This is a genomic window from Sphingorhabdus sp. M41 (assembly GCF_001586275.1).
Lineage (GTDB): Bacteria > Pseudomonadota > Alphaproteobacteria > Sphingomonadales > Sphingomonadaceae > Parasphingorhabdus.
Map to the genome: position 1 here is coordinate 259,734 of NZ_CP014545.1, position 22,182 is coordinate 281,915.

General features: G+C 58.3%; 21 protein-coding genes, 1 tRNA gene and 1 riboswitch. Of the genes, 9 read left to right on the top strand and 13 right to left on the bottom strand.

Annotated elements, in window-relative coordinates:
- The first annotated feature begins 146 nt into the window (after nt 1-146).
- Genes AZE99_RS01285 through AZE99_RS01295 form a run of 3 tightly spaced genes read left to right on the top strand, consistent with a single transcriptional unit; the run spans nt 147 to nt 4,168 of the window.
- Nucleotides 147-1,994: a DUF885 domain-containing protein gene (locus tag AZE99_RS01285; RefSeq protein ID WP_067197310.1), complete on the top strand. Its 1,848-nt coding sequence runs from the start codon at nt 147-149 to the stop codon at nt 1,992-1,994.
- Nucleotides 1,995-2,039: 45 nt separating this feature from the next.
- The gene (locus AZE99_RS01290; RefSeq protein ID WP_231862663.1) at nt 2,040-3,134 is read left to right on the top strand and encodes an MBL fold metallo-hydrolase; all 1,095 of its coding nucleotides are present in this window, start codon (nt 2,040-2,042) and stop codon (nt 3,132-3,134) included.
- 29 nt (nt 3,135-3,163) lie between these two features.
- Nucleotides 3,164-4,168 (top strand): NADP-dependent oxidoreductase, encoded by a 1,005-nt coding sequence (locus AZE99_RS01295; RefSeq protein WP_067197313.1) that lies wholly within the window; start codon nt 3,164-3,166, stop codon nt 4,166-4,168.
- On the opposite strand, the gene AZE99_RS01300 is transcribed toward AZE99_RS01295, so the two are convergent.
- Together AZE99_RS01300 and AZE99_RS01305 are read right to left on the bottom strand one after the other, a co-directional pair.
- Entirely contained in the window at nt 4,165-5,379 is a 1,215-nt protein-coding gene (locus tag AZE99_RS01300) for an MFS transporter (protein ID WP_067197315.1), read from the bottom strand. The genes AZE99_RS01295 and AZE99_RS01300 overlap by 4 nt on opposite strands.
- A gap of 52 nt (nt 5,380-5,431) precedes the next feature.
- Nucleotides 5,432-6,115 carry a DJ-1/PfpI family protein gene (locus tag AZE99_RS01305; RefSeq protein ID WP_067197317.1) on the bottom strand — a complete coding sequence of 228 codons (684 nt, stop codon included), beginning with the start codon at nt 6,113-6,115 and terminating at the stop codon, nt 5,432-5,434.
- 18 nt (nt 6,116-6,133) lie between these two features.
- A riboswitch (ZMP/ZTP riboswitch) is annotated at nt 6,134-6,217 on the bottom strand.
- 82 nt (nt 6,218-6,299) lie between these two features.
- On the opposite strand from AZE99_RS01305, the gene AZE99_RS01310 reads away from it, so the two are divergent.
- Nucleotides 6,300-7,019, top strand: a complete 720-nt coding sequence (locus tag AZE99_RS01310; RefSeq protein ID WP_067197320.1) for an energy transducer TonB — start codon at nt 6,300-6,302, stop codon at nt 7,017-7,019.
- A 7-nt stretch (nt 7,020-7,026) separates the two neighbouring features.
- Here AZE99_RS01310 and AZE99_RS01315 read toward each other — a convergent pair whose 3' ends face one another.
- A complete protein-coding gene (locus AZE99_RS01315; RefSeq protein ID WP_067197323.1) occupies nt 7,027-7,542 on the bottom strand; it encodes a DUF1993 family protein in 516 nt (171 codons plus the stop codon).
- 36 nt (nt 7,543-7,578) lie between these two features.
- Complete coding sequence (locus AZE99_RS01320) at nt 7,579-7,995, bottom strand: MAPEG family protein (RefSeq protein WP_067197326.1); 417 nt, start codon at nt 7,993-7,995, stop codon at nt 7,579-7,581.
- A gap of 343 nt (nt 7,996-8,338) precedes the next feature.
- Between AZE99_RS01320 and AZE99_RS01325 the strand changes: the two genes are divergently transcribed.
- Nucleotides 8,339-9,175: a GGDEF domain-containing protein gene (locus AZE99_RS01325; protein WP_197460221.1), complete on the top strand. Its 837-nt coding sequence runs from the start codon at nt 8,339-8,341 to the stop codon at nt 9,173-9,175.
- Between the two features lie 50 nt (nt 9,176-9,225).
- Complete coding sequence (gene polA / locus AZE99_RS01330) at nt 9,226-12,030, top strand: DNA polymerase I (protein WP_067203163.1); 2,805 nt, start codon at nt 9,226-9,228, stop codon at nt 12,028-12,030.
- Nucleotides 12,031-12,056: 26 nt separating this feature from the next.
- On the opposite strand, the gene AZE99_RS16035 is transcribed toward polA, so the two are convergent.
- Genes AZE99_RS16035 through AZE99_RS01365 form a run of 8 tightly spaced genes read right to left on the bottom strand, consistent with a single transcriptional unit; the run spans nt 12,057 to nt 19,789 of the window.
- Nucleotides 12,057-12,206: a DUF2474 domain-containing protein gene (locus AZE99_RS16035; RefSeq protein ID WP_156472047.1), complete on the bottom strand. Its 150-nt coding sequence runs from the start codon at nt 12,204-12,206 to the stop codon at nt 12,057-12,059.
- Nucleotides 12,206-13,210, bottom strand: coding sequence for a cytochrome d ubiquinol oxidase subunit II (cydB, locus tag AZE99_RS01335; RefSeq protein WP_067197332.1), 1,005 nt, complete (start codon nt 13,208-13,210; stop codon nt 12,206-12,208). Before cydB ends, AZE99_RS16035 begins: the two co-directional genes overlap by 1 nt.
- The gene (locus AZE99_RS01340; protein ID WP_067197335.1) at nt 13,207-14,628 is read right to left on the bottom strand and encodes a cytochrome ubiquinol oxidase subunit I; all 1,422 of its coding nucleotides are present in this window, start codon (nt 14,626-14,628) and stop codon (nt 13,207-13,209) included. Before AZE99_RS01340 ends, cydB begins: the two co-directional genes overlap by 4 nt.
- Complete coding sequence (locus tag AZE99_RS01345) at nt 14,625-16,394, bottom strand: SulP family inorganic anion transporter (RefSeq protein WP_067197338.1); 1,770 nt, start codon at nt 16,392-16,394, stop codon at nt 14,625-14,627. The genes AZE99_RS01340 and AZE99_RS01345 overlap by 4 nt, the downstream gene beginning before the upstream one ends.
- A gap of 9 nt (nt 16,395-16,403) precedes the next feature.
- Entirely contained in the window at nt 16,404-17,999 is a 1,596-nt protein-coding gene (locus AZE99_RS01350; RefSeq protein ID WP_067197341.1) for a bifunctional protein tyrosine phosphatase family protein/NAD(P)/FAD-dependent oxidoreductase, read from the bottom strand.
- A gap of 28 nt (nt 18,000-18,027) precedes the next feature.
- Nucleotides 18,028-18,435: a DUF6691 family protein gene (locus AZE99_RS01355; RefSeq protein ID WP_067197344.1), complete on the bottom strand. Its 408-nt coding sequence runs from the start codon at nt 18,433-18,435 to the stop codon at nt 18,028-18,030.
- Nucleotides 18,432-18,872 (bottom strand): YeeE/YedE family protein, encoded by a 441-nt coding sequence (locus AZE99_RS01360; RefSeq protein ID WP_067197346.1) that lies wholly within the window; start codon nt 18,870-18,872, stop codon nt 18,432-18,434. Before AZE99_RS01360 ends, AZE99_RS01355 begins: the two co-directional genes overlap by 4 nt.
- Entirely contained in the window at nt 18,872-19,789 is a 918-nt protein-coding gene (locus AZE99_RS01365) for an MBL fold metallo-hydrolase (RefSeq protein ID WP_067197349.1), read from the bottom strand. Before AZE99_RS01365 ends, AZE99_RS01360 begins: the two co-directional genes overlap by 1 nt.
- A gap of 100 nt (nt 19,790-19,889) precedes the next feature.
- Between AZE99_RS01365 and AZE99_RS01370 the strand changes: the two genes are divergently transcribed.
- The 3 genes from AZE99_RS01370 to AZE99_RS01380 are packed head-to-tail and all read left to right on the top strand — an operon-like array spanning nt 19,890 to nt 21,809.
- Entirely contained in the window at nt 19,890-20,522 is a 633-nt protein-coding gene (locus AZE99_RS01370) for a peroxiredoxin (RefSeq protein WP_067197351.1), read from the top strand.
- The gene (locus tag AZE99_RS01375; RefSeq protein ID WP_067197354.1) at nt 20,519-20,917 is read left to right on the top strand and encodes an ArsR/SmtB family transcription factor; all 399 of its coding nucleotides are present in this window, start codon (nt 20,519-20,521) and stop codon (nt 20,915-20,917) included. Before AZE99_RS01370 ends, AZE99_RS01375 begins: the two co-directional genes overlap by 4 nt.
- 16 nt (nt 20,918-20,933) lie before the next feature.
- Nucleotides 20,934-21,809, top strand: a complete 876-nt coding sequence (locus AZE99_RS01380) for a class I SAM-dependent methyltransferase (RefSeq protein ID WP_067197357.1) — start codon at nt 20,934-20,936, stop codon at nt 21,807-21,809.
- A gap of 136 nt (nt 21,810-21,945) precedes the next feature.
- Here AZE99_RS01380 and AZE99_RS01385 read toward each other — a convergent pair.
- Nucleotides 21,946-22,021 (bottom strand) — tRNA-Thr (locus AZE99_RS01385).
- Nucleotides 22,022-22,182: the final 161 nt, after the last annotated feature.

Consider the following 22,182-nt stretch of genomic DNA (forward strand, 5'->3'; position numbering starts at 1 on the left):
CAACCGTTCAGTCTACGCTGAAATCTACAAGAGGGGCTGGAAGGAAACTTCCGGCCCTTTTTCTGTGGATCGCCAGATGCGTTTGCAAATTGCGAAACATGTGCGATGAAGCATCGTTGAAAAACACAACGACAGGATGATGTCTTATGCGCACCCGGCTTTCTCTTTTCAGCTCCGCTTTACTGGTCGGTCTGACTGCTCTGCCCATTGTTCCAGCGACTGCGGCTACCGAGCAAGCTGCAACGCAAGCCGCGAGCGAGACCGATCGCATCAACGCTTGGTTTGATGAGAAATATGAAGAAGAGCTGGCGTTCAGCCCGATTGAACAGACCTTTGTCGGGCGCAAGACCAGCTATGGCCTGATCGACGATTTCAGCGATGCAGGGGCGGACAAGGAACTGGACTGGCGCCGTGCTGCGGTCACGGAAATGCAGAGCCGCTTTGACTATGACAAGCTCTCGCAGGACGCGAAGATTTCCTATGATATCTGGATCTATAATCTCGAGCAGGCGGAAGCCGGGCTGCCGTTTCGTTCCAACAGCTATGCGCTGCACCAGCATAATGGGCTGCAGTCCTTTTTCCCGACGTTTCTGATCAATACGCACAAGGTTGAAACCGAAGCGGATATGCTTGGCTTCATTCAGCGCCTGTCGGGCGTCGCCACCGCGCTCGACCAGCTGCTGGCGCGGGCGAAAACCAATGCGGCGGCGGGAACCCGCCCGCCACGATTTGCCTATGAAGGGGTGATCGACCAGTCGCGCAAGATCATCAGCGGTGCGCCCTTTGGCGATGGAGAGTCATCGGCAATCTGGACTGCGACCGAAGAGAAGCTGCAAGGACTGGTCGACAAGCAGATCATCGACGAGGCGCGGGCCGAGGTTTTGCGCGCAGAAGCGCGAGCGGCCCTGACCAATGCCTTTGCGCCTGCCTATCAACGGATTATCGCCTGGTATGAGGCCGACATGCCGAACACCGATGCGATGCCAAGGGGCGTCGGTGCGCTTGCCAACGGGCAGGCCTTTTACAATTACCGGCTGGCCAATCAAACGACGACCCAGTTAACTGCGGATGAAATTCATAATCTTGGTCTCAGCGAGGTCGCCCGTCTGCGCGCGGATATGGAGGCGATCAAGGACAAGGTTGAATTTGACGGTGACCTGAAGGCTTTCTTCAAATTCATCCGCGAGGATGATCGATTCTATTTTTCCGATGACGATGCGGGAGCGGATCAATATATCGCGGCAGCCAAGGCGCATATCGATGCGCTGAAAACAAAGCTGCCGGACTATTTTGGCATTCTTCCCAAGGCGGATCTCGAAGTGCGAAGAGTCGAAGCCTTCCGCGAACGCGATGGCGCAGCGCAACATTATCGCAGCGGAACGCCCGATGGTTCGCGGCCCGGCATATATTATGCCCATCTGTCCGACATGCGGGCGATGCCGATCCCGACGCTAGAAGTCATCGCTTATCATGAGGGTCTGCCCGGCCACCATATGCAGATTTCCATTGCCCAGGAACTGACCGGAATCCCGGTCTTCCGCACCCAGGCAGGCTATACCGCCTATAGCGAGGGCTGGGGTCTCTACTCGGAAACACTGGCCAAGGAAATGGGCGGTTATCAGGATCCCTATTCCGAATTTGGCCGGCTCACCAGCGAGATCTGGCGCGCGATCCGGCTGGTGGTAGACACCGGTTTGCACAGCAAGGGCTGGAGCGAAGAGCAGGCCGTTGCCTATTTCCTGGAAAACAGCTCGATACCGGAAGCGGCCGTGCGCTCCGAAGTGCGGCGTTATCTGGTCAATCCGGGCCAGGCGACCAGCTACAAGATCGGCATGATCAAAATTCTCGAATTGCGGGCGCGAGCCAAGGCCCGGCTCGGCGACCGGTTCGACATCCGTGGCTTTCATGACGTGATATTGGGCGGCGGGGCGTTGCCGCTCGGCATATTGGAACAGCGGGTCGATCAATGGCTGGACGAAATGGCTCGCTCATAGCGATCAGACCAAATTGCGGCTGAATGCTGCACGGGGGAGAGACGAATGGCGCAGCGCAAAGGGAAGATGAAACCAATTCTGGCGGGCCTGCTGCTGTTGGTGGTTCTGCTCGCTGGGGCTGCATGGATTTTTCGGCCACAGATCGGTGAACGGTTATTCGCCCGGGCCGTCGAAACCGCCGTTTCGCGCGATATTATCGGCGATCTGCCGGACGGTATCAATGTCGCGCTTTGCGGTTCCGGTTCGCCGCTGCCCGATCCGACCCGGGCCGGTCCTTGCTCGGCTGTGATCATCGACGGCAAGATTTTCATCGTCGACATTGGCGGCGGCGCGGTGCGCAATCTGGGCCTGATGGGGCTGAACCCTGGTGCGACCGAGGCTTTGTTACTGACCCATTTTCACAGCGATCATATCGACGGCATGGGGGAATTGATGCTGCAGCGCTGGGCTGGCGGTGGCCGCGACGCGCCTTTGCCGGTGATTGCACCGGAAGGGGTGGAAGTGATCGTCGACGGCTTGAACGCCGCTTATGCGGCTGACGTTCAGTATCGTATTGCCCACCATGGCAAAGCGACGATGTCCCTGACCGGAGCGGGCGGCAAGGCAAAGCCATTTTCTATTCCCGAAGCGCAGCAGATGATGGTGGTATACGAGAAGGATGGCATCAAGATTACCGCCTTTTCCGTGGCCCACAAACCGATCTCGCCCGCCGTCGGTTATAGGTTTGATTATAAAGGCCGCTCTGTGGTGTTCAGCGGGGACACGGTCAAACTCCCGATTGTTGCGAAAGCCTGCAACGGTTGCGACTTGCTGGTGCATGAAGTGCTGAATGCCGAGATGGTGGGAACCGTGGAAGCCGCATTCGAGAAAGCCGGTCGCAAGCGGATGGTGAAAATCATGTCGGACATTCCGGACTATCACACAACGCCGGTCGAGGCGGCGGAAACGGCGAAGGCGGCAAAGGCGAAAATGCTGGTCTTCTCGCATATCGTTCCGGCATTGCCGCTCGCCTATCTGGACGGCTATTTCATGAAGGGTGTCGACGTCGCTTATGATGGCCCGACAGTGCTGGGCAAGGACGGGATGCTGTTCAGCCTTCCCGCCAATAAGGATAGTATCGAACAGGGCGATCTTCTTTAAGCTGCTATCGATCCAAGGAGAAAGCAGCCGTGACCACAAACCGTTTTTGGCAATTGAACAGCCGTCCCGAAGCGCAGGATGTCTCGGGCGCGCTGTCACTGGAAAGCGAAGCAATGCCGGAGCTTGCCGATGGCGAAGTGCTGGTCAAAGCGGCCTATTTGTCAATGGATGCCGGCACCCGGATGTGGATGACCGAGCGCGAGGACAGCTATCAACCGCCCCTCGAGCTGGGCACCAAGATGGTCGGGCTGGTGCTGGGCCATATTGCCGCTTCGCGTCATCAGGGATTTGCCGAGGGCGATCTGGTGCGCGGTTTCGGGCAATGGGCCGAATATAGCGTGCTGCAACCGGAATTGGCCGGACTGGTGAAGGTCGATGACAATATCGACGACATCAGGCAGCATTTCGGCGTGCTCGGCTTCAACGGCTGGACCGCGCTTTGGGGCATAAAGGAAACGGCGGGTGTGAAGGCTGGCGACAATGTGCTGGTCTCTGCCGCTGCCGGGTCCACCGGCGTGCTGGCCTGCCAGGTCGCCAAGATATTGGGCGCGAATGTCTATGGTCTGGCGGGCGGCCCGGATAAATGCCGCTGGCTGGAAGAGGAGCTCGGCATCACCAAGGCGATCGATTACAAGAATGACGATATCGCCGCCGAGCTGGCGAAAGTGGAAGGCGGCATCAACGCCTATTTCGACAATGTCGGCGGGCCGATTCTCGATGCCGTGCTGCCCAATATGGCGCTTTATGGCCGGATTGCGCTGTGCGGTCTGCTCGCCCAATATGAGGGCGACGGGCGCGGGCGGGGGCCGGAACATTTCGACCAGATATTGATGAAGCGGCTGCGCATCGAAGGGTTTTTCTCACCCGATTTTGCCGATCAGGGCGAGCGGCTGACGGTGGAGCTGAAACAATGGCTCGACGAAGGCTTGATCGACACGCCCTTCGATGTGACGGACGGAATCGAGAATGTTCTCACCGCTTACGGAAAACTGTTCACCGGCGGCAATATCGGCAAGGTGCTGGTGAAAATCTAGGCGTTGGCCTGCCGGAAGCGCATACCCCAGAGCGACAGTCCCATGATGGTCAGTGCATAGCAGATCGCCATGATCGAAATTCCCGACCAGCCGGCATATTCGTAAACCGCCGCGCCGAGCCAGCTCGATATGCCGCCACCGATAAACATGATGACGATATAGATGGTCATCAGCCGGGTTCTGATTTCCGGTGCGCGGCTGAACAATATCGTCCGGCTGCAAATATCAACAGAAGCTCCGCCAATGGTGTTGAAAATAATCGCGATCACCAGAAGCCAGAGATTATGGCCGGCAAAGGGCAGAAGGCAAGCACCGGCGAGCTGTGCAAGAGAGAAATAGACGCGGGAGCGTTCGGCTCCGATATGGTCCGCGAAGCGGCCGGCATAAGGCGAGCCGAGGACATTGATGATGGCGATGATGGCAAGATAGCCGACTGTATCGACACCGTAGCCAGTGCGCGGCAAATGCAGGCCTATTGCCAACCAAAGCGCCAGAAAAAGTCCGAAGGAAAGCGCCTGTATCAGGCCGCCCAGCGGCACTTCCGGCAGCGACTTCATGATCGGCCAGAGCGAGCGGAGCAGTTCGCTGTAACGCGGCGGTACGGCGTCAGAGGGCTTCTCGTCCCGTTTGCGCTCCATGATCAGCGGCAGCAGGATGACCAGCAACACCATGCTTGCCACCCCGACCCAATAGGCTGATCGCCAGCCGAAATAATGACCGAGCAAGCCGCCGCCGACCCGGCTGCCCAATATTCCCAGAGTCACGCCAGAAGCCATGATCCCGGTAACATGTCCTATCCGTCCGGGGCCTACGCGGCGAGTCACATAGGCGGGCAGCAAATAGGGCGCGATGGTGACAAAGCCGAGCAGCGAAGAAGCGGCGACAAATGTTATGAAGCTTCCCGACAAAGCCATCGCCAGCACGGCAAGAAATTGCCCGGCGACAAATATCGTTACCAGCGCGCGGTTGTTGATACGGTCACCCAGCGGTAGCAGCAGCAATATGCCGAGCGCCAATGCTATCTGGTTGAGCGCCGGGGCAAGCCCGATCGTCGCGCCGCTGACACCGAATTCCTCGGCAACCGGCGTGATCAGCGGATGGATATAATAGCCATTGGCAACCACCGCCGCTGTCGACAGCGCGAAGAGGAAAAGCTTGAGTTCGCTGATACGGGCGGGCGCATTGCTTTCGATGGGTTCGGGACTGCTCATTTCCGTTTGCGCTTACGCGATAAGCGTGAAAGCGGAAAACAAAATTCCCGCACTATTGCCTATCAATAATATCTGCGAGATCCGAGGCCTGCTTTTCATAAACCCGTTCGAGCAGCGCGGCGAGCAATGTGGGGTCGGCGACATCGGGATGGCCGCTGTTGAAGGGCGGATGCGGATCATATTCCAGGCTGAGCTGGATCGATTCGGCCACCTGTTGCCCGGCAATCTCCGCAACCACGGTCAATGCAAAGTCGATGCCCGAGGTCACTCCGCCAGCGGTAATGACATTGCCGTCTTTGACCACGCGCGCTTTTTCATGCGTTGCGCCGAATTTTTCGAGCAATGCGGTATAGGCCCAATGGCTTGTAGCGCGCTTGCCTTCCAGTAACCCGGCCGCGCCAAGCGCCAGCGAACCTGTGCATACCGAGGTCACATATTTGGCTTGCGCACCCTGCTTCCGCAAAAATTGCAGCGTGGCTTCATCCTGAATGACATCTCTGGTGCCAAAACCGCCGGGAACGCAGAGCAGGTCGGCCTGCGGGCACGCCGCGAAATCGGTCGAGGGGAGAATGGCGAAGCCACTATCTGTCTGTATCGGCTTGATTGCTTTGGCCGCGGTGTGAACCACGGCACCGGGAATCCGGCACAGCACCTGCGCTGGACCCGTGAAATCCAACTGGGTGATGCCGTCAAACAGCAGAAAGACGATGTGAAAGGCTTTGGGGCTGTCGGTCATGGGGCTGCTCCGAGTTTCGAGATGCGCCCAGGCGATCGGCTGTAAAAATCGTCCGCTCCCCGATGGTAAGCCATCCTGATCTCGCCGGTCACGAACCGACGTATCCTAGCAGAAAATCAGCGTGCCAACAAACCGGAAGTGGGTGGCCAGAATATATTCATGCTTTCTGTGCTAGATAATATGGATGGATCATCGGACCGAAAATGGCTGGCAGGAGCGTGCCAAATCAATGGCTGGCGTGATCACCATTCATGCCGCGATCGGCTATGCGCTGGTCAGCGGCATGGGGTTGGATATGGCGAAGACCGTAACCGCGGGGTTCAAGGTCATCAATATAACTCCCCCGTTGCCACCGGAACCGGTTCCTGCCGAAAAACCCGCTGAAGCCTTGGAAGAGGCAGCCTCTCCAGAGAATTTGAGGGCTGCACCAACCCAGATTGTGGTGCCGATACCGGAGATCAAGCTCAGGGTAGAATCCCCCGTGATTGCCGCGCCGGTTGCCGGTCCCGGGGACGAGAATATGGCCGGTGCCGCGGATCGGCCAGGCCCCGGCTCCGGTAGCGGAGGGCAGGGCGACGGCTATGGCGGTGGCGGCATTGTCAGCGGACCGCGCTATCTGTCCGGGACGATTACCCGCAAGGATATCCCGCAATCGGTCTGGAAAGCCGGGAATCGGGGTAATGTCGTGGCGCATTTCACTGTCGGTACCGATGGCAGGGCAAGCGATTGCCGAATCCGGCAATCCAGTGGTCATCCAGCTCTCGATGCCGTCACTTGCAAGCTGATCGAACAGCGTTTCCGCTTTGAACCGGCGCGGGACGCGCGCGGCCGGGCGGTGGCGCGACCTTATGGCTGGTTGCAAGAATGGTGGCAGGATGGCCGCGGGCCGCAGCGGACCGACTGATCCAGTCTCACATGCCCATATATTCGCGCTTGCCGATCGCGACGCCCTGCATGCGCAGCAGGTTGTAAGCTGTGGTGACGTGGAAATAGAGATTGGGCAGGAAGAAGCTGAGCACATAGGTCTCGCCGTCGAGCTCCATCGTCTGTCCCGGACCGACCGGCATGGTGATTTTCATGTCGGCATTGGCATCAATCACTGCATCATCGGCTGCGGCGACCTTTTCCGCACATTCGGCGATCCGCTGAATCAGGGCGTCAAATGTTTCGCCTTCCATCGGCAGGTTGGGCAGATCATCTTGCGCGGTGCCGGTCATCCGGGCGGCGCCGCGGACGGCAAATTCGGTGATCATCTGCACCTGCCATTTCAGGTCGCTCATGTCGGGGAACAGGCGCGCAGAAAGATAGGCTTCTTCGGCGGTGCCAGCGGCTTCGGCTGTTGCCTTGGCCTTGGTGAGAACCGTGGTCAGGCCGCGAAAGGCCTGGGCGGTCGAGCCTTTGAGGATTTTGGAGAGGCCAATGGTCATAATATGTCTTTCTGAAGGCGGGTGGAGCGTGAATATCTAGAATATACCGGCGAGCAGATAAGAGCCCAGCGCAATAAAGCTGCCAAAGGTGGCCAATGCACCAATGGCGCGGAAGGCCTGAAAGATCTTGCCGGTTTCGGCGCCATGCGATCCGGAAACCGTCGACAGGGCAATGGCGTGCAGGATCCGGCCGACGATGAAGACAATGGCGATGATCCGCACCACATCATTCGGTACCACGGTCATTTCCGCCAGCGCCAGCATGACGATGAACAGCGCGGCATTTTCGGCGAGGTTGCCGTGACGACGGATTTTGCGTTCCAGCGCCAGATCATCGCCGGTACCCAGATTGACGCGATGGCGGATGCGATGCATGCCGACGAGGATCATCAATATGGCCTGCAATATGATGAGAACGGCGCCCGCAGCGGCCGCGATAATCGGTATGGTCATTCTGCTTCCTCCTCGTCGGTTTCTTCACCTTTAAGGGACGCGCGGCAGTTACCGACCCAGTCCAAGATTTCTAGCGGCTCAAAAATGGGAAGTCAAAGCGGCTGATTGCGCAGTATGCATCGCCGCCAGGCAGATGGGCTGCACACAGAACCGTCAGCCTCAAGGTTGAGTGAACTGAAAAATTGCCGGATTGCCGTTGGTTCGCGCGCCGTCCCGCCGGTCTATGAAAAGGATCGGCCCAGATATGGACATTATTGGCGCCATTTCACACCATTATATTAACCATGCATCTGCACAGCCGTTCAACATGTCTGCGTTATGCAACCGCTTCATGAACACAAATATGTCCAGCTTGTCGCCTGTTCGACAGACCGCAATCCTTTCGGCAATAGCCGCTTTATTGTCGGTCACGTTTACCGGATCGGTATATTTTCTGATTTTCGGAATCGACGAGCGATTTTGGCCCGCACTCAACATGTCGTTCCTGATACCCTGGGCGATCACCATCCCGCTGGGGCTCTATATGTCCAAACAGCGTTTCAAACTGGTCCACCTGACCAACCGGCTCAAGATTGCCCAAACCAACTTGCGCCAAGCGAACAAGGCGCTTGAACAGCGGGCAAATTATGACGGGTTGACCGGCTTGATCAGCCGGGACAGCTTTTTTAACAAGCTGGATCAAATGCGTGCCGATGAAATATCGAATGTGCTGATGATCGTCGACGTCGACCATTTCAAGAATATCAACGATAATTTCGGGCATCCGATTGGAGATCAGGCGCTGGTCCTGCTTGGTAAGGTGTTCCGCAAAACGCTGCGCCCGAACGATCTGGTCGGTCGAATTGGCGGTGAGGAATTTGGTGTATTCTTGCCCGATACAACTGCGCCCGAGGGGCAGATTATCGGTGAGATAATTCGCTATGAAATCGAGAACACGGTTTTCGAGCCCTATCATAATATGCGCCATGTGATCACTGTTAGTATTGGCGTAACCGAGGTCGCCCCGAATCAGCAACGTGCGGCACTTATGGGCAATGCTGATACGGCTCTGTTCACCGCGAAACGAAGCGGTCGCAACCAGGTTGTGCTGTTTGAACCGGGCATGCGCGCCAAACCGCGTCCGGTCCATGACAAGGCACAGGATTTCAAACGGGACCTGGCGCATTCAAATTTCCGATGACGTGGAATTTGAAATGACGAAGCCTGTCGGCGCTGCTAGTGCTGGCGGCTATGACGGACCCTACAGACAGCAAACCCAATCATCTCTATCTCGTTGACGGCTCGGCCTATATTTTCCGCGCCTATCATCGCCTGCCGCCGCTGACCAATGTGCGCGGCGAACCAGTTGGTGCGGTCTATGGCTATACCACCATGTTGTGGAAACTGGCCGACGAACTCAACAAGGCGGACGGTCCGACCCATATGGCGGTGGTGCTGGACAAGGCGGGTACCAGTTTCCGTAATGATCTCTACGATCAATATAAAGCCAATCGTCCGGAAGCACCGGAAGACCTGAAACCGCAATTCCCGATGATCCGCGACGCGACGCGTGCTTTCTCGTTACCCCTGATCGAAGAAGAGAATGTCGAGGCCGACGATATGATCGCCTCCTATACCAAGGCTGCACTGGCAAAGGGCTGGCATGTCACGATCGTATCGTCCGACAAGGACCTGATGCAGCTGATCGAGCCCAATGATGAAGGCCGGGTCGACATGCTCGACACGATGAAGAACGCGCGGATGAACCGGGCTACGGTCGAAGAGAAATTTGGCGTCGGTCCGGAGAAGCTGGGCGATGTGCTCGGCCTTATGGGCGACAGTTCGGACAATATCCCCGGCGTTCCCGGTATCGGGCCGAAAACCGCGTCAAAACTGATCAACGAATTTGGTGATATTGAAAGCGTGCTCGCCGCCGCGCCGGAGATGAAGAAATCCAAGATGCGCGATAATCTGATCGAATTTGCCGATCAGGCACGATTGTCGCGGGTGCTGGTGACTTTGCGGGACGATTGCCCGCTGCCCGACACGCTGGAGAGTTTCCTCATTCAGGATATTCCCGATGCGCCGCTGCGCGAATTTCTTGCGGATCACGGGTTCAACAGTCTGCTCAAGAAACTTGGCGGCGATGGCCATGTCGAGCCGCAAAACCCCGATGTGGCGGACAATTCTTCGGCCGCCCCGGTTCCCAAATTGCCGGATGCCCCGGCTATTGACCGGTCGAAATATGAATGCGTGCAGACAATGGCGGCGCTCGATCAATGGATCGCTCGTGCGACTGAAAATGGCGTCTGTGCGGTCGATCTGGAGACCGACAGTCTCGAAAGCGTGACCGCGCGGATTGTCGGCGTCTGTCTGGCCACTGGCCCCAACGAAGCCTGCTATATTCCACTCGGCCATGGCAGCGGCGATATGTTTGGCGAGACCCCGGATCAGATCGGTCTGGATGAAGCACTGGCCAGGCTGAAGCCGTTGCTCGAGAATGATGCGGTGCTCAAGGTCGGGCAGAATCTGAAATATGACATGGGCGTGCTGGCGCAGCATGATATCCGGATTGCGCCGTTTGACGACACATTGGTGATGAGCTTCAATCTCGATGCCGGCTTGCACGGCCATGGCATGGACGAACTCAGCAAGTTACATCTCGGTCATGAGTGCATCAGTTTCAAATCGATCACCGGTACAGGCAAGAAGGCGATCGGCTTTGCCGAAGTGCCGCTTGACAAGGCGACCGAATATGGCGCGGAAGATGCCGATGTCACGCTGCGCCTTTGGGAAATCCTGCGCTTGCGGATGGTCCCGGAACGGGCGACCCGCGTCTATCAGATGGTTGACCGGCCGCTGGTGCCGGTAATCGCCGGAATGGAGGCCACCGGCGTGCTGGTCGACCGCGAGGAACTGGCGCGGCTGTCCAAGACATTTGCCGAGGAAATGGAAAAGCTGGAAGCACAAATTCATGAGCTTGCCGGAGAGCCTTTCTCCATTGGCAGTCCCAAGCAATTGGGCGAAATCCTGTTCGGCAAGCTTGGCCTGAAAGGCGGCAAGAAGGGCAAGTCGGGGCAATATTCAACCGATGTAACCGTGCTCGAGCGGCTGGCTGGAGACGGCGAACCGATTGCGCAGAAGGTCGTCGACTGGCGGCAGTTGGCGAAGCTGAAATCCACCTATACCGATGCGCTGCAGGAACAGATCAACACCAAAACAGGGCGTGTGCACACGTCCTACAGCCTCAGCGGAGCACAGACCGGACGACTGTCCTCGACCGAACCGAACCTGCAGAACATCCCGATCCGAACAGAGATCGGGCGGCAGATAAGGCAGGCCTTTGTCGCTGCGCCGGGCAATGTCATTCTCGCTGCCGATTACAGCCAGATCGAACTCAGGCTGGCGGCGCATATCGCCGATGTGGAGACGCTGAAAGAGGCTTTTGCAAACGGCGAGGATATCCATAACCGAACCGCGCGCGAACTGTTCGGCACGGAAGACCGTGATGCACGCGCTCGGGCCAAGACGATCAATTTCGCGATCCTGTATGGCATTTCGCGCTGGGGTCTGGCCAAGCGGCTCGAGGTCGATGCGGACGAAGCGCAGAATATGATCGACACCTATTTCGAGCGTTTTCCCGGCATCAACCAATATATTTCGAAGACGCTGCAATCGGTTCGCGAGACCGGCTATACCGAGACATTATTCGGTCGCAAGACATGGTTCGAGCGGATCAAATCCCCCAATCAGGCTGAACGCCAGGGCAGCGAGCGGGCTGCGATCAACGCGCCGATCCAGGGCACCAGTGCGGACATCATCAAGCGGGCGATGGCTCGAATGCTGCCGGCATTGGCCGAGGCCGGCCTGGGCAAGGTCCAGATGCTGATGCAGGTCCACGATGAACTGGTTTTCGAATTGCCCGAGGGTGATGTTGAAGCTGCCAGCGAAGTGATCCGTTCGGTGATGTCCGGTGCGGCGGAACCGGCGGTGAAATTATCCGTGCCGCTGGATGTGGATATTGGCACCGGCAAGAGCTGGGACCAGGCGCACTAGGTGACTGACCGAACCGTGACGATGCCTCAGGTCTTGATCCAGAAACGGATGAAATAGCCAACCGTACCGACGACTGCGACGCCCATCGTCCAATAAGACAGCATCCAGAGCAGGCGCTTGGGCAAGGGTGCGCCATCCGCAGTCTTTCCGTTGGACGAGAGCGGATCAAAAGCCACTAGTGGTAACCGTCCGATCCGACCTTGCCGCGGAACACCCAATAGGCCCATGCAGTATAGGCGAGGATGACCGGTACCATGATGCCCGCGCCGATCAGCATGAATATCTGGCTTTCATAAGGGGCAGCGGCTTCCCAGATCGTGACCCGGCCGGGGATGACATCGGGCCACATCGAAACCGCGAGGCCAACAAGGCTCAGTCCGAACAGTCCGAGGGCGTAGAAAAAGGGTGCAGCTTCCTGGCGTTTGGACAGGCTGCGGAAAAACAAAATGGAGATGATCAGCGTCGCGAGGGGGATTTGGGCGGTCGCGATGACGCCGGGATAGGCGAGCCAGCGGGTATAATATTCGGTCTCCAGAAACGGCGTCGCGATGCTGACTGCGGCGATGGCGAGCAGCAGCAGGATGCCGAGGCGGCCAGCATAGCTGTAGCACTGGCGCTGTAAAGGGCCTTCGGTTTTCCAGATCAGCCAGCAGCAGCCGAGCAAGGCATAGCCAGCCAGCAGAGCGAAGCCGGTGAGCAGGCTGAACGGGGTCAGCCATTCCCACCAGCCACCGGCATAGGCGCGGCCCTCGACCGTGATCCCCTGCAGCAAGGCACCAAGCGTGACGCCCTGCGCAAAGGTCGCGATGACCGATCCGGCGGTAAAGGCGAAATCCCAGCGGGCGCGATGGGCCGGGTCGCGCCAGCGGAATTCAAAGGCCACGCCGCGCAGGACCAGGCCCAGCAACATGGCGATCAGCGGCGCGTAAAGGGCTGGCAGGATGATCGCATAGGCAAGCGGAAAGGCGGCCAATAGTCCGCCGCCGCCCAATACCAGCCAGGTTTCATTGCCATCCCAGACCGGCGCGATGCTGTTCATCGCCGTATCGCGATCCTGCCCTACCTTGAAATTGGGAAATAATATGCCGATGCCGAGATCGAACCCGTCCATGATCACATAGACGACCACGGCGAAGGCGATGATGCCAGCCCAGATGACGGTCAGGTCGATGCCGTTCATGACGCTGCTCCTTCTTCATGATCGCCTTCGAGCACCGCTGCCGCCGGGGTGATCCCGGCCGAACGGATCGGGGCGTCGTCGGGCGTCGGTTCGTGCGCCTCGGGCGTTTTTGCTGCCAGCTTGAAAATATAGACGATGCCGGCACCGAAGACGATGAAATAGACGACGACAAAGGCGAGCAGCGAAATCGCGACGGCCGGCGCGTCCAGCGGCGCGGCGCTCTCGCTGGTACGCAACAGGCCATAGATGGTGAAGGGCTGGCGCCCGACCTCGGTCGTTACCCAGCCGGCCAGCACGGCGATGAACCCTGACGGCCCCATCGCAATGGCTGCGCGGTGCAGCCAGGGCCAGTCATAGAGTTTCTTGCGCGAACGGGCGAACAGGCTCCACAGGCCGATTCCCAGCATCGCAAAACCCAGGCCGACCATGATCCGGAACGACCAGAAGACGATCCCGACCGGCGGTTCGTCCTGATCGGGAATCGTATCAAGCCCGGCCAGTGGCGCATTGAGATCATGTTTGAGGATCAGCGAGGACGCCTTGGGTATTTCGATGGCATAATCGACGCGCTTTTCCTTGCTGTTGGGGATACCGAACAGGATCAGTGGGGCGCCATCGGGATGGCTCTCATAATGGCCTTCCATGGCCATAACTTTTGCCGGCTGATGCTCGAGCGTGTTGAGCCCGTGCAAATCACCCATGAATATCTGGGCCGGTGCGATCAGCGCCGCCATCCACATCGCCATCGAGAACATCTTGCGGGCGCCGGGGTTGGTCCTGTCTTTCAGCAGATGCCAGGCGCCGACTGCGCCGACGGCAAAGGCGGTGGTCAGATAGGCCGCCAGCACCGTGTGCACGAGGCGATAGGGGAAGCTCGGATTCCAGACGATATCCCACCAGCCGGCGGCGGGTACGAACTGGCCGACATCGTTGATGGCATAGCCGACCGGCGTCTGCATCCAGCTGTTCACCGAGAGGATCCAGAAGGCGGAAATGAAGGTGCCGATCGCCACGGCCAGTGTGGCGACGAAGTGCAGCTTGCGTCCGACCTTGTTGATGCCGAACAGCATCACGCCGAGGAAACCGGCTTCCAGAAAGAAGGCGGTCAGCACCTCATAGGCCATGAGCGGGCCGATGATCGGTCCGGCCTTGTCGGAGAAAACCGACCAGTTTGTGCCGAACTGGTAGGACATGACGATGCCGGACACGACGCCCATGGCGAAAACCACGGCAAATATTTTCAGCCAATAGCGGTAGAGGTTGGCGTAAACACCCTTGTCGGTTTTCAGCCAGAGGCCCTCCAAAACAGCGAGATAGCTGGCGATGCCGATGGTGAAGGCCGGAAACAGGAAATGGAAACTGACGGTAAAGGCAAATTGTACTCTGGCCAGATTAATGGCGAGATCATTTTCTATCATATCAGGCCTCTTGCGCTCCAAATATCAACCGGACTGTCGGCTTTGTCTTCGCTGTCCGCAATTGCAATTAGTGCAGAATAGGCTCCATTTTGCGAAAGATAGACATTACCCGACAATTGGTCGAGAAAATGCGAGCGATCCAGCCGGTCCATTACCGGACCCTTGACTTCGGACAGATGCAGCGAAATGCCGCCGTCCTCGAGCCGGTGGTTGATCGCCTCGATACTTTCCAGCGCCGAGGCATCGATCTCATTGACCGCCGAGCACATCAATATGACGTGGCGAACGGTCTTCTGTTCGGCGACTTGCTCAAGTATGAATTCTTCCAGCCAGCGCGCGTTGAGATAGGTCAGGCTTTCGTCGATGCGGATAGTTAATATTCTGGGGTCGGTGAAAACCTTGTGGCGATTGACGTTGCGGAAATGCTCGGTCTCGGGGACCCGGCCGACGATGGCGGCATGGGGTCGCGAACTGCGCCACAGGAATAGCGCGAGGCTCAGGCCGACACCCGCGATCACGCCCGGCTCGACGCCGGCGAGAAGAGTGACAATGATTGTCGCCGCCATGGCGGCAAAGTCCATTTTCGAATAGCGCCAGATCGTTTGCGGGGTCTTGAAATCAACCAGGCTCAGCACGGCGACTATGATGGTCGCGGCGAGCGTGGCGATGGGAAGGGATGCGAGAAGCGGGGTGAGAAACAGCGCTGCCAAGGCGATCCCGACCGCGGTGAAGGCTCCGGCGGCGGGCGTCTCGGCGCCGGCATCGAAATTCACCACCGAACGGGCAAATCCGCCGGTGACCGGATAGCCGCCCGAGAAAGCGGCCGAGATATTGGCTGCACCGAGGCCGATCAGTTCCTGATCGGGGTCGATCCGCTGACGCCGCTTGGCCGCCAGTGTCTGGCCGACAGAGACGGATTCGACAAAACCGATGATGCTCAACAATAACGCCGGTATCGCTAGCGTTTTCCAGAGCTCCATATCGATCAGGGGCACGGAGAAGGGCGGCAGGCTTTGCGGGATGTCGCCGACCACCTTGACCCCCTGGGCCTCGAGATCGAACAGGATCGTCGCAAGGGTCGAAACGGCGACGGCGGCAATCGGTCCGGCCTTGGCGATCAGTTCGGCCGGACGGGCCGGAAGGCCAAGACGCATCAGCAATGGCTTCAGGCCCTTGCGGACCCAGAAGAGAAAGGCGGTCGCAGAGACGCCGATGATCAGCGTCGGCATATTGGTTGTACCGATGGTCGCGGCAATGCTGGAAACCAGTTCGGGCATGGCGGCCCCGCTCGCCTTGATACCGAATATCGATTTCAGCTGGCTGGTGGCGATGATGATGCCGCTGGCGGTGATGAATCCGGACACCACCGGATGGGACAGCAAATTGGCCAGAAAGCCGAGCTTGAATATGCCGAGAAGCAGGAGGAACAGGCCCGAAAGCAGCGCCAGTACCAAAGCGGCCGCGATAAATTCGGCGCTGCCGGGAGGAGCGACGGCGCTGGCGGCGGTCAGGGTCATCAGCGACACCACCGCAACCGGTCCGACCGCCAGGGTCCGGCTGGTGCCGAATATCGCATAGGCAATCAGCGGCAGGATCGAGGCGTAGAGCCCGATCTCCGGCGGCAATCCGGCGAGCATGGCATAAGCCAGGCTTTGCGGGATCAGCATGATCGTGACGATGATCGCGGCCACACCGTCATTGGTCAATGTGGTGCTGTTATAGCGGCTGCCCCAATCGAGGATCGGCAAATAGCGGGAGATTTTCATGCGGCTGTCTTATTCCGCGCCGATGCGGTGGGGCCTGACCATCCATTCCCGCCCCTTGAGCATGCCATGCCAGTAGACCGGTGGCAGGATCGTGTCCTTGAGCAGCCACGAGAGCCGCGATGGCCGCGTGCCGTCGATCAGCCAGTTGGGGAAGCTCGGCAGCAATTTGCCGCCATAGCCGAATTCGGCCAGCACGACCTTGCCGCGCTCCACGGTCAGCGGGCAGCTGCCATAGCCATCATAGTCGGCCACGGGCGGCTTGCCGTCCAGAGCAGCCAGAGCGTTGACCGCAACGATCGGGGCCTGTTTGCGGACCGCTGCCATCGTCTTGGCATTGGGGGCGCTGCACGCATCTCCCAGCGAGAATATATTGGCATATTTTGTGTGTCGCAGAGTGGCCGGGTCGACATCGACAAAGCCGCTTTCCGCTGCCAGCGGGCTAGAGCGGACAAAATCGGGAGCCATTTGCGGCGGGACGACATGGATCATGTCGAACTTCACTTCGACCCTTTTGGTTTCTTCACCCTGTTTCTGTTCAAATGTCGCAATCCGGGCTGGACCGTCGACTGCGACCAGCGTGGATTCAAGGTTCAGATGGGCGTTGTAGCGCTCGATATATTCCATCAGCGCCGGCACATATTCCTTGATCCCGAACAGCGCCGCACCGCTATTGTGGAACTGGACGTCGATATTGTTCAGGACGCCCTGGCTTTCCCATTTGCTGCAGGACAGATACATCGCCTTTTGCGGCGCGCCGGCGCATTTTATCGGCATCGGCGGCTGGGTGAACAGGGCAGTCCCGCCGGCCATGTCTTTGACCAGGCGATAGGTATAGGGTGCGAGATCGAAGCGGTAATTGGATGTGACACCGTTTTTGCCCAGCGTATCGGGCAGGCCGTCAATCGCTTCCCAGTCTAGCTTGATCCCGGGGCAGACGATCAGCACGTCATATCCGACTTCCTGTCCGTCAGCCGTGAGGACGGAGTTGTTTTCGGGATCAAAGGAACTGACCGCAGATTTTATCCATTGCGCGCGGGCAGGGATCAGATCCTTTTCCTTGCGGTGCGTGAATTCCGCAGAAAAGGCGCCGCCGCCGACCATCGTCCAGCCGGGCTGGTAATAATGGTCGTCGGCCGGGTCGACGATCGCCAGCGAAATATTTTTGTTGCGCTTCAGCATGCTGGCCGCGGTGGCGATACCGGCGGAGCCACCGCCGACGACCACGACATTGAAGCGGCTGGATTTTGACGGGGTCTTCGCTGAACTGGCCTGCGCCATTTCGGTCAGTTTCGTCGACCGTGCGCCCGAACGGCAATAGGCAAGGACCGGGGCGGGAAGGTTCGCCAGCGCGGCAGCCATTTTCTCGCCGTCTTGGTCGGTGATCGAACCGGACACCGCCGGAACATAGGCAAATTGCAGACCGGATTTCTTTGCCGCCCCAGCCATTGCATCGGAACGAGGGTGATCGCCTTCCTCTGCATCGGGCCGGTTGCAGATGATCGACTTGAAGCCGGCTTTCGCCAGTGCCGCGACATGTTCAAGCTCGAGCTGCGGCGATACGCTTATGGCGTCGTTCAACTTCGTGATTTCTGGCTTGCTTGTCATTGGACATCCTTCATGGTCGTGTCTTTTGCTAACTGGTAACCCGATGTACGATCATGCCCGCCAGCAATGCGCCAACGAAGGCCAGGGCGGGCATGGGATTGATCGCCAGATCGGCCAGACCAGGCCCCGGGCAGAGGCCGCCAATGCCCCAGCCGGCACCAAATAATACCGCGCCGATTGTCAGTTTACGATCGATGAGCGTGGTGCCGGGCAGCGAGAAATGGGCGTCGGCAAAAGGCTTGTCGAGCCGTCGCTGGACGATCCAGGCAAATGCCATCGGAATCATCGCTCCGCCCATCACAAAGGCCAGCGTCGGGTCCCAATGGCCGAAGAGATCGAGAAATCCCTGCACCCGCGCAGGATCGGCCATGCCCGAAAAGGCAAGGCCGGCGCCGAATAATGCTCCGGCAAAAAGAGCGACCAATATCTGTCTCACAAGAAACCTCCTGCGCGCATCAGCGCGACCGTGACAAAACCACTGGCCATGAAAATTGCCGTGGCGATCAACGAGCGCGGGGACAGGCGCGACATGCCGCAAACGCCGTGGCCGCTGGTGCAGCCGGAACCAAGCCGCGTGCCATAGCCGACCAGCAGGCCGCCGATGATCAGCGGAATGACCGATGGCGGAAAGCGGGTTTCGATACCGCCGGTCATCGCGGAGATGATTAGCGCTCCCAGCGGCAGGCCGATGACGAAGGCGATGGCTATGCCGCGCGGCGCTCCGCTATCGGCAATGCCGGTGGCGCGCGCCGCCAGTCCACTCACTCCGGCGATGCGGCCGAGGCCGAGCAGCATCAATGCGGCGGCGACGCCGATCATCAGTCCGCCGATCAGGCCTTCCAGCGGCATGGCATGGGGAAATGCAGCGAGCATCAGACGCCGTTCAACGGAACTTTGAGGTACCGCACTCCATTGTCTTCTTCCGGCGGCAGATGGCCGGCCCGCATATTGACCTGGACCGAGGGCAGGATCAGCCGCGGCATATTCAGCGTCTTGTCCCGTTCGGTCCGCATTTTGACAAATTCGTCCTCGGTGATGCCGTCATGGGCATGGATATTGCCTTTCCGCTGTTCGGCAACGGTGGTTTCCCAGACATATTCGGTCCGGCCAGCAGGCAGATAATCGTGGCACATGAACAGGCGGGTCGTATCGGGCAGCGACAGCAGGCGCCGCATTGACTGGTAGAGCTTGCGCGCATCGCCCCCGGGGAAATCAGCCCGGGCCGTCCCGTAATCCGGCATGAACATCGTGTCACCGACAAATACCGCGTCGCCTATGACATAGGCGATATCCGCAGGCGTATGGCCGGGAACGTGCATTACCGTCACATCGAGATTGCCGATCTTGAACGTGTCGCCATCGGCGAACAGATGATCAAAATCCGATCCGTCGCGCTGGAATTCGGTTCCGGCGTTGAACAATTTGCCAAATACATCCTGCACCGTCACGATATGCTCGCCGATGGCGATCTTGCCACCGAGCTTTTCCTGCAGATAGGGCGCAGCCGACAGATGGTCGGCATGAGCGTGCGTCTCGAGCAGCCATTCGACCTTCAGACCATGCTCGTTCACATAAGCGATCACTTCATCGGCGGAATCGAACGAGGTCCGGCCGGAAGCCGGATCGAAATCAAAAACGCTGTCGATGATGGCGGCGCATTTGGTCTCGGCATCATGCACCACATAGGTGACCGTATATGTCGGCTGATCAAAAAATGCCTTGATCACCGGGATATTGCGCTGCGCATGGGAGATCTGCTCTGCCGCATGAATCAATACCGAATCAGTCATAGATATTTCCTCAAATTCATATTTACATAAACTATGTAATACACTATATGTGTTGCGTCAATATGCCAACGCTGCCAATTCTCGAGAGGAGCCGAAATTAATGTCAGACGAGTTGCGGGTAAAGTCAGGGTCATTGCGTATTGGAGACAGGGCGCCGGACTTTCAGGCACGCACTACCCATGGACCGGTTAAACTGTCTGACTATCGCGGCCGGTGGCTGCTCTTCTTCTCGCACCCGGCCGATTTCACACCGGTATGCACGACCGAATTTGTCGCTCTCGCGCGCCATCAGGAGCAGTTCGAAGCGCTGGACTGCGCTTTGCTGGGCCTGTCTGTGGACAGCCTTTACGCCCATCTCGCCTGGGTCCGCGCCATTGAAGACAGGTTTGACGTCAAGATACCTTTCCCGATCGTTGAAGATCCGAGCATGGCGGTGGGCCGTGCCTTTGGCATGATCGACGAAAATGCCTCCGACTCTGCGGCGATGCGGACCAGCTATTTTATTGATCCCGAAGGCATTGTCCGGGCGACCACATGCTATCCGCACAATGTCGGGCGGTCCGTCGAAGAGATGCTTCGCTTGCTGGCAGCCCTCCAGCTGACGGAAGAGAAAGATGTGCTGACGCCGGAAGGGTGGCGGCCCGGAGATGACGTGCTCGCGATACCGGCACTATCGGCAAAAGAAACCGTCCGTGAAGATGACTGGTTCTGCCATCTGGTAAAAACCCCATGACAGCGATCTTTGAAAGCCGTGATCGGGCCAATCAGGCAACCGAAAAGCTGAAAATCTATGCCCAGCCGCAGCGGTTGATGATCCTGTCCTATCTGCTGCGCGGCGAAAGCAGCGTCAGCGAAATTGATGCGGCTACGGGCATCGGCCAGCCGGCGCTCAGCCAACAACTTGGGGCTCTGAGGCAGGCAGATGTCGTGAAAACACGCCGTGAGGGAAAGCAGATCTGGTACGATCTTGCCGATGACGCCTCACGTCTCTGTGTCAGAACGATGGAAGCCTTGCTGACCGACCAGCCAGACCCGAAACGGGTTATGGCCGCAGCCACCCTGCTCGGCACTTCGACTGAAAAACCACTGGCCGGCAGCGGAACCGCCGGTTTTGCGAAAATTCTGTAGGAAGGGAAAATTTGTCATGAGCAATGATAGCAGCACTTCAAACAAGCAGCCTGAAGAGCTGAAACCTGAAGACTGGGCCGGTGAAATGGGATTGAAATGGCTCGCTAGCCTTTCCCTGTTCGAAGAAATGATTGCTCCGATCGGCGACGCATTGCTGGCCCGGGCCGATTATCAGGATGGCGAGATGGTGATTGACCTTGGCTGCGGGGGTGGCGCGACGACGATTGCTATTGCAACTGCGGTTGCTCCTTCCGGCAAAGTCATGGGCGTCGATATTTCACCCGACCTGATTGCGGCGTCACGAAAGCGGGCAATGAAAAGCGGTGCGACCAACATTGATTTCACTTGCGCCGATGCGTCGACTGTCAAATTGCCGGAAGCGCCTTATGACCGCCTCTTCTCCCGCTTTGGCAGCATGTTTTTCGAAGATCCGGTTAGCGCCTTTTCAAACCTGCATGCTTTGGTCCGCAAAGGTGGCCGTATCGATCTGGCGGTATGGGGACCGCCGCGCGAGAATCTGTGGATGATGGAAATGATGGGCGTCGTGAGAAATCATGTTGAAATTCCACCAGCGGTTCCCCGCGCGCCCGGGCCGTTTGCCTTCGAAGACCTCGAATATCTGGGCGAGATACTGGACAGCAGCGGGTTTACCGATGTCGATATTGTCGGTTATAAAGGTCTGCAACCCGTCGGTGGTATCGGCGCAACGCCGGAGAAAGCCGTCGAATTTGCTTTCGCATCCATGGCCGTTGGACGCGCGCTGAGGGACAAGGGCGATGCGATATTTGCAGCGGCCAGCAAAGAATTGACAGAAGTGTTCGCGAAGCACCACCAGCCGGGAAAAGGCGTGATGATGCAAGGAAAAGCCTGGTTGGTTTCGGCAATCGCATAAGGTCGCGTATCTCTGCCATACCGAGCGGTATGTGACCGCAATCTGGGCCAAGTCTGCAGCGCGAACCGACTGGAATTTAGGATAAAATAGTCTTGTCAGCTGGATGCCGCGCAACACAGAGCAGCAAATTGAAATATGGTGCCGCTTAGAGGATTCGAACCTCTGACCCCCGCATTACGAATGCGATGCTCTACCAACTGAGCTAAAGCGGCGTCGATGAAATGAATGAGCGCAGGCCCGATGCATTTTCAGCGATCGCGCGCCATTACCAGCAGAGCATTGCTGTGACAAGTCCGTGTGATTGTTATTTCGAGTGGTCGTTGCGCGCCATTTGATAGCTCCCGGCCATTCAGGCCAAAAGGGATGGCCATGA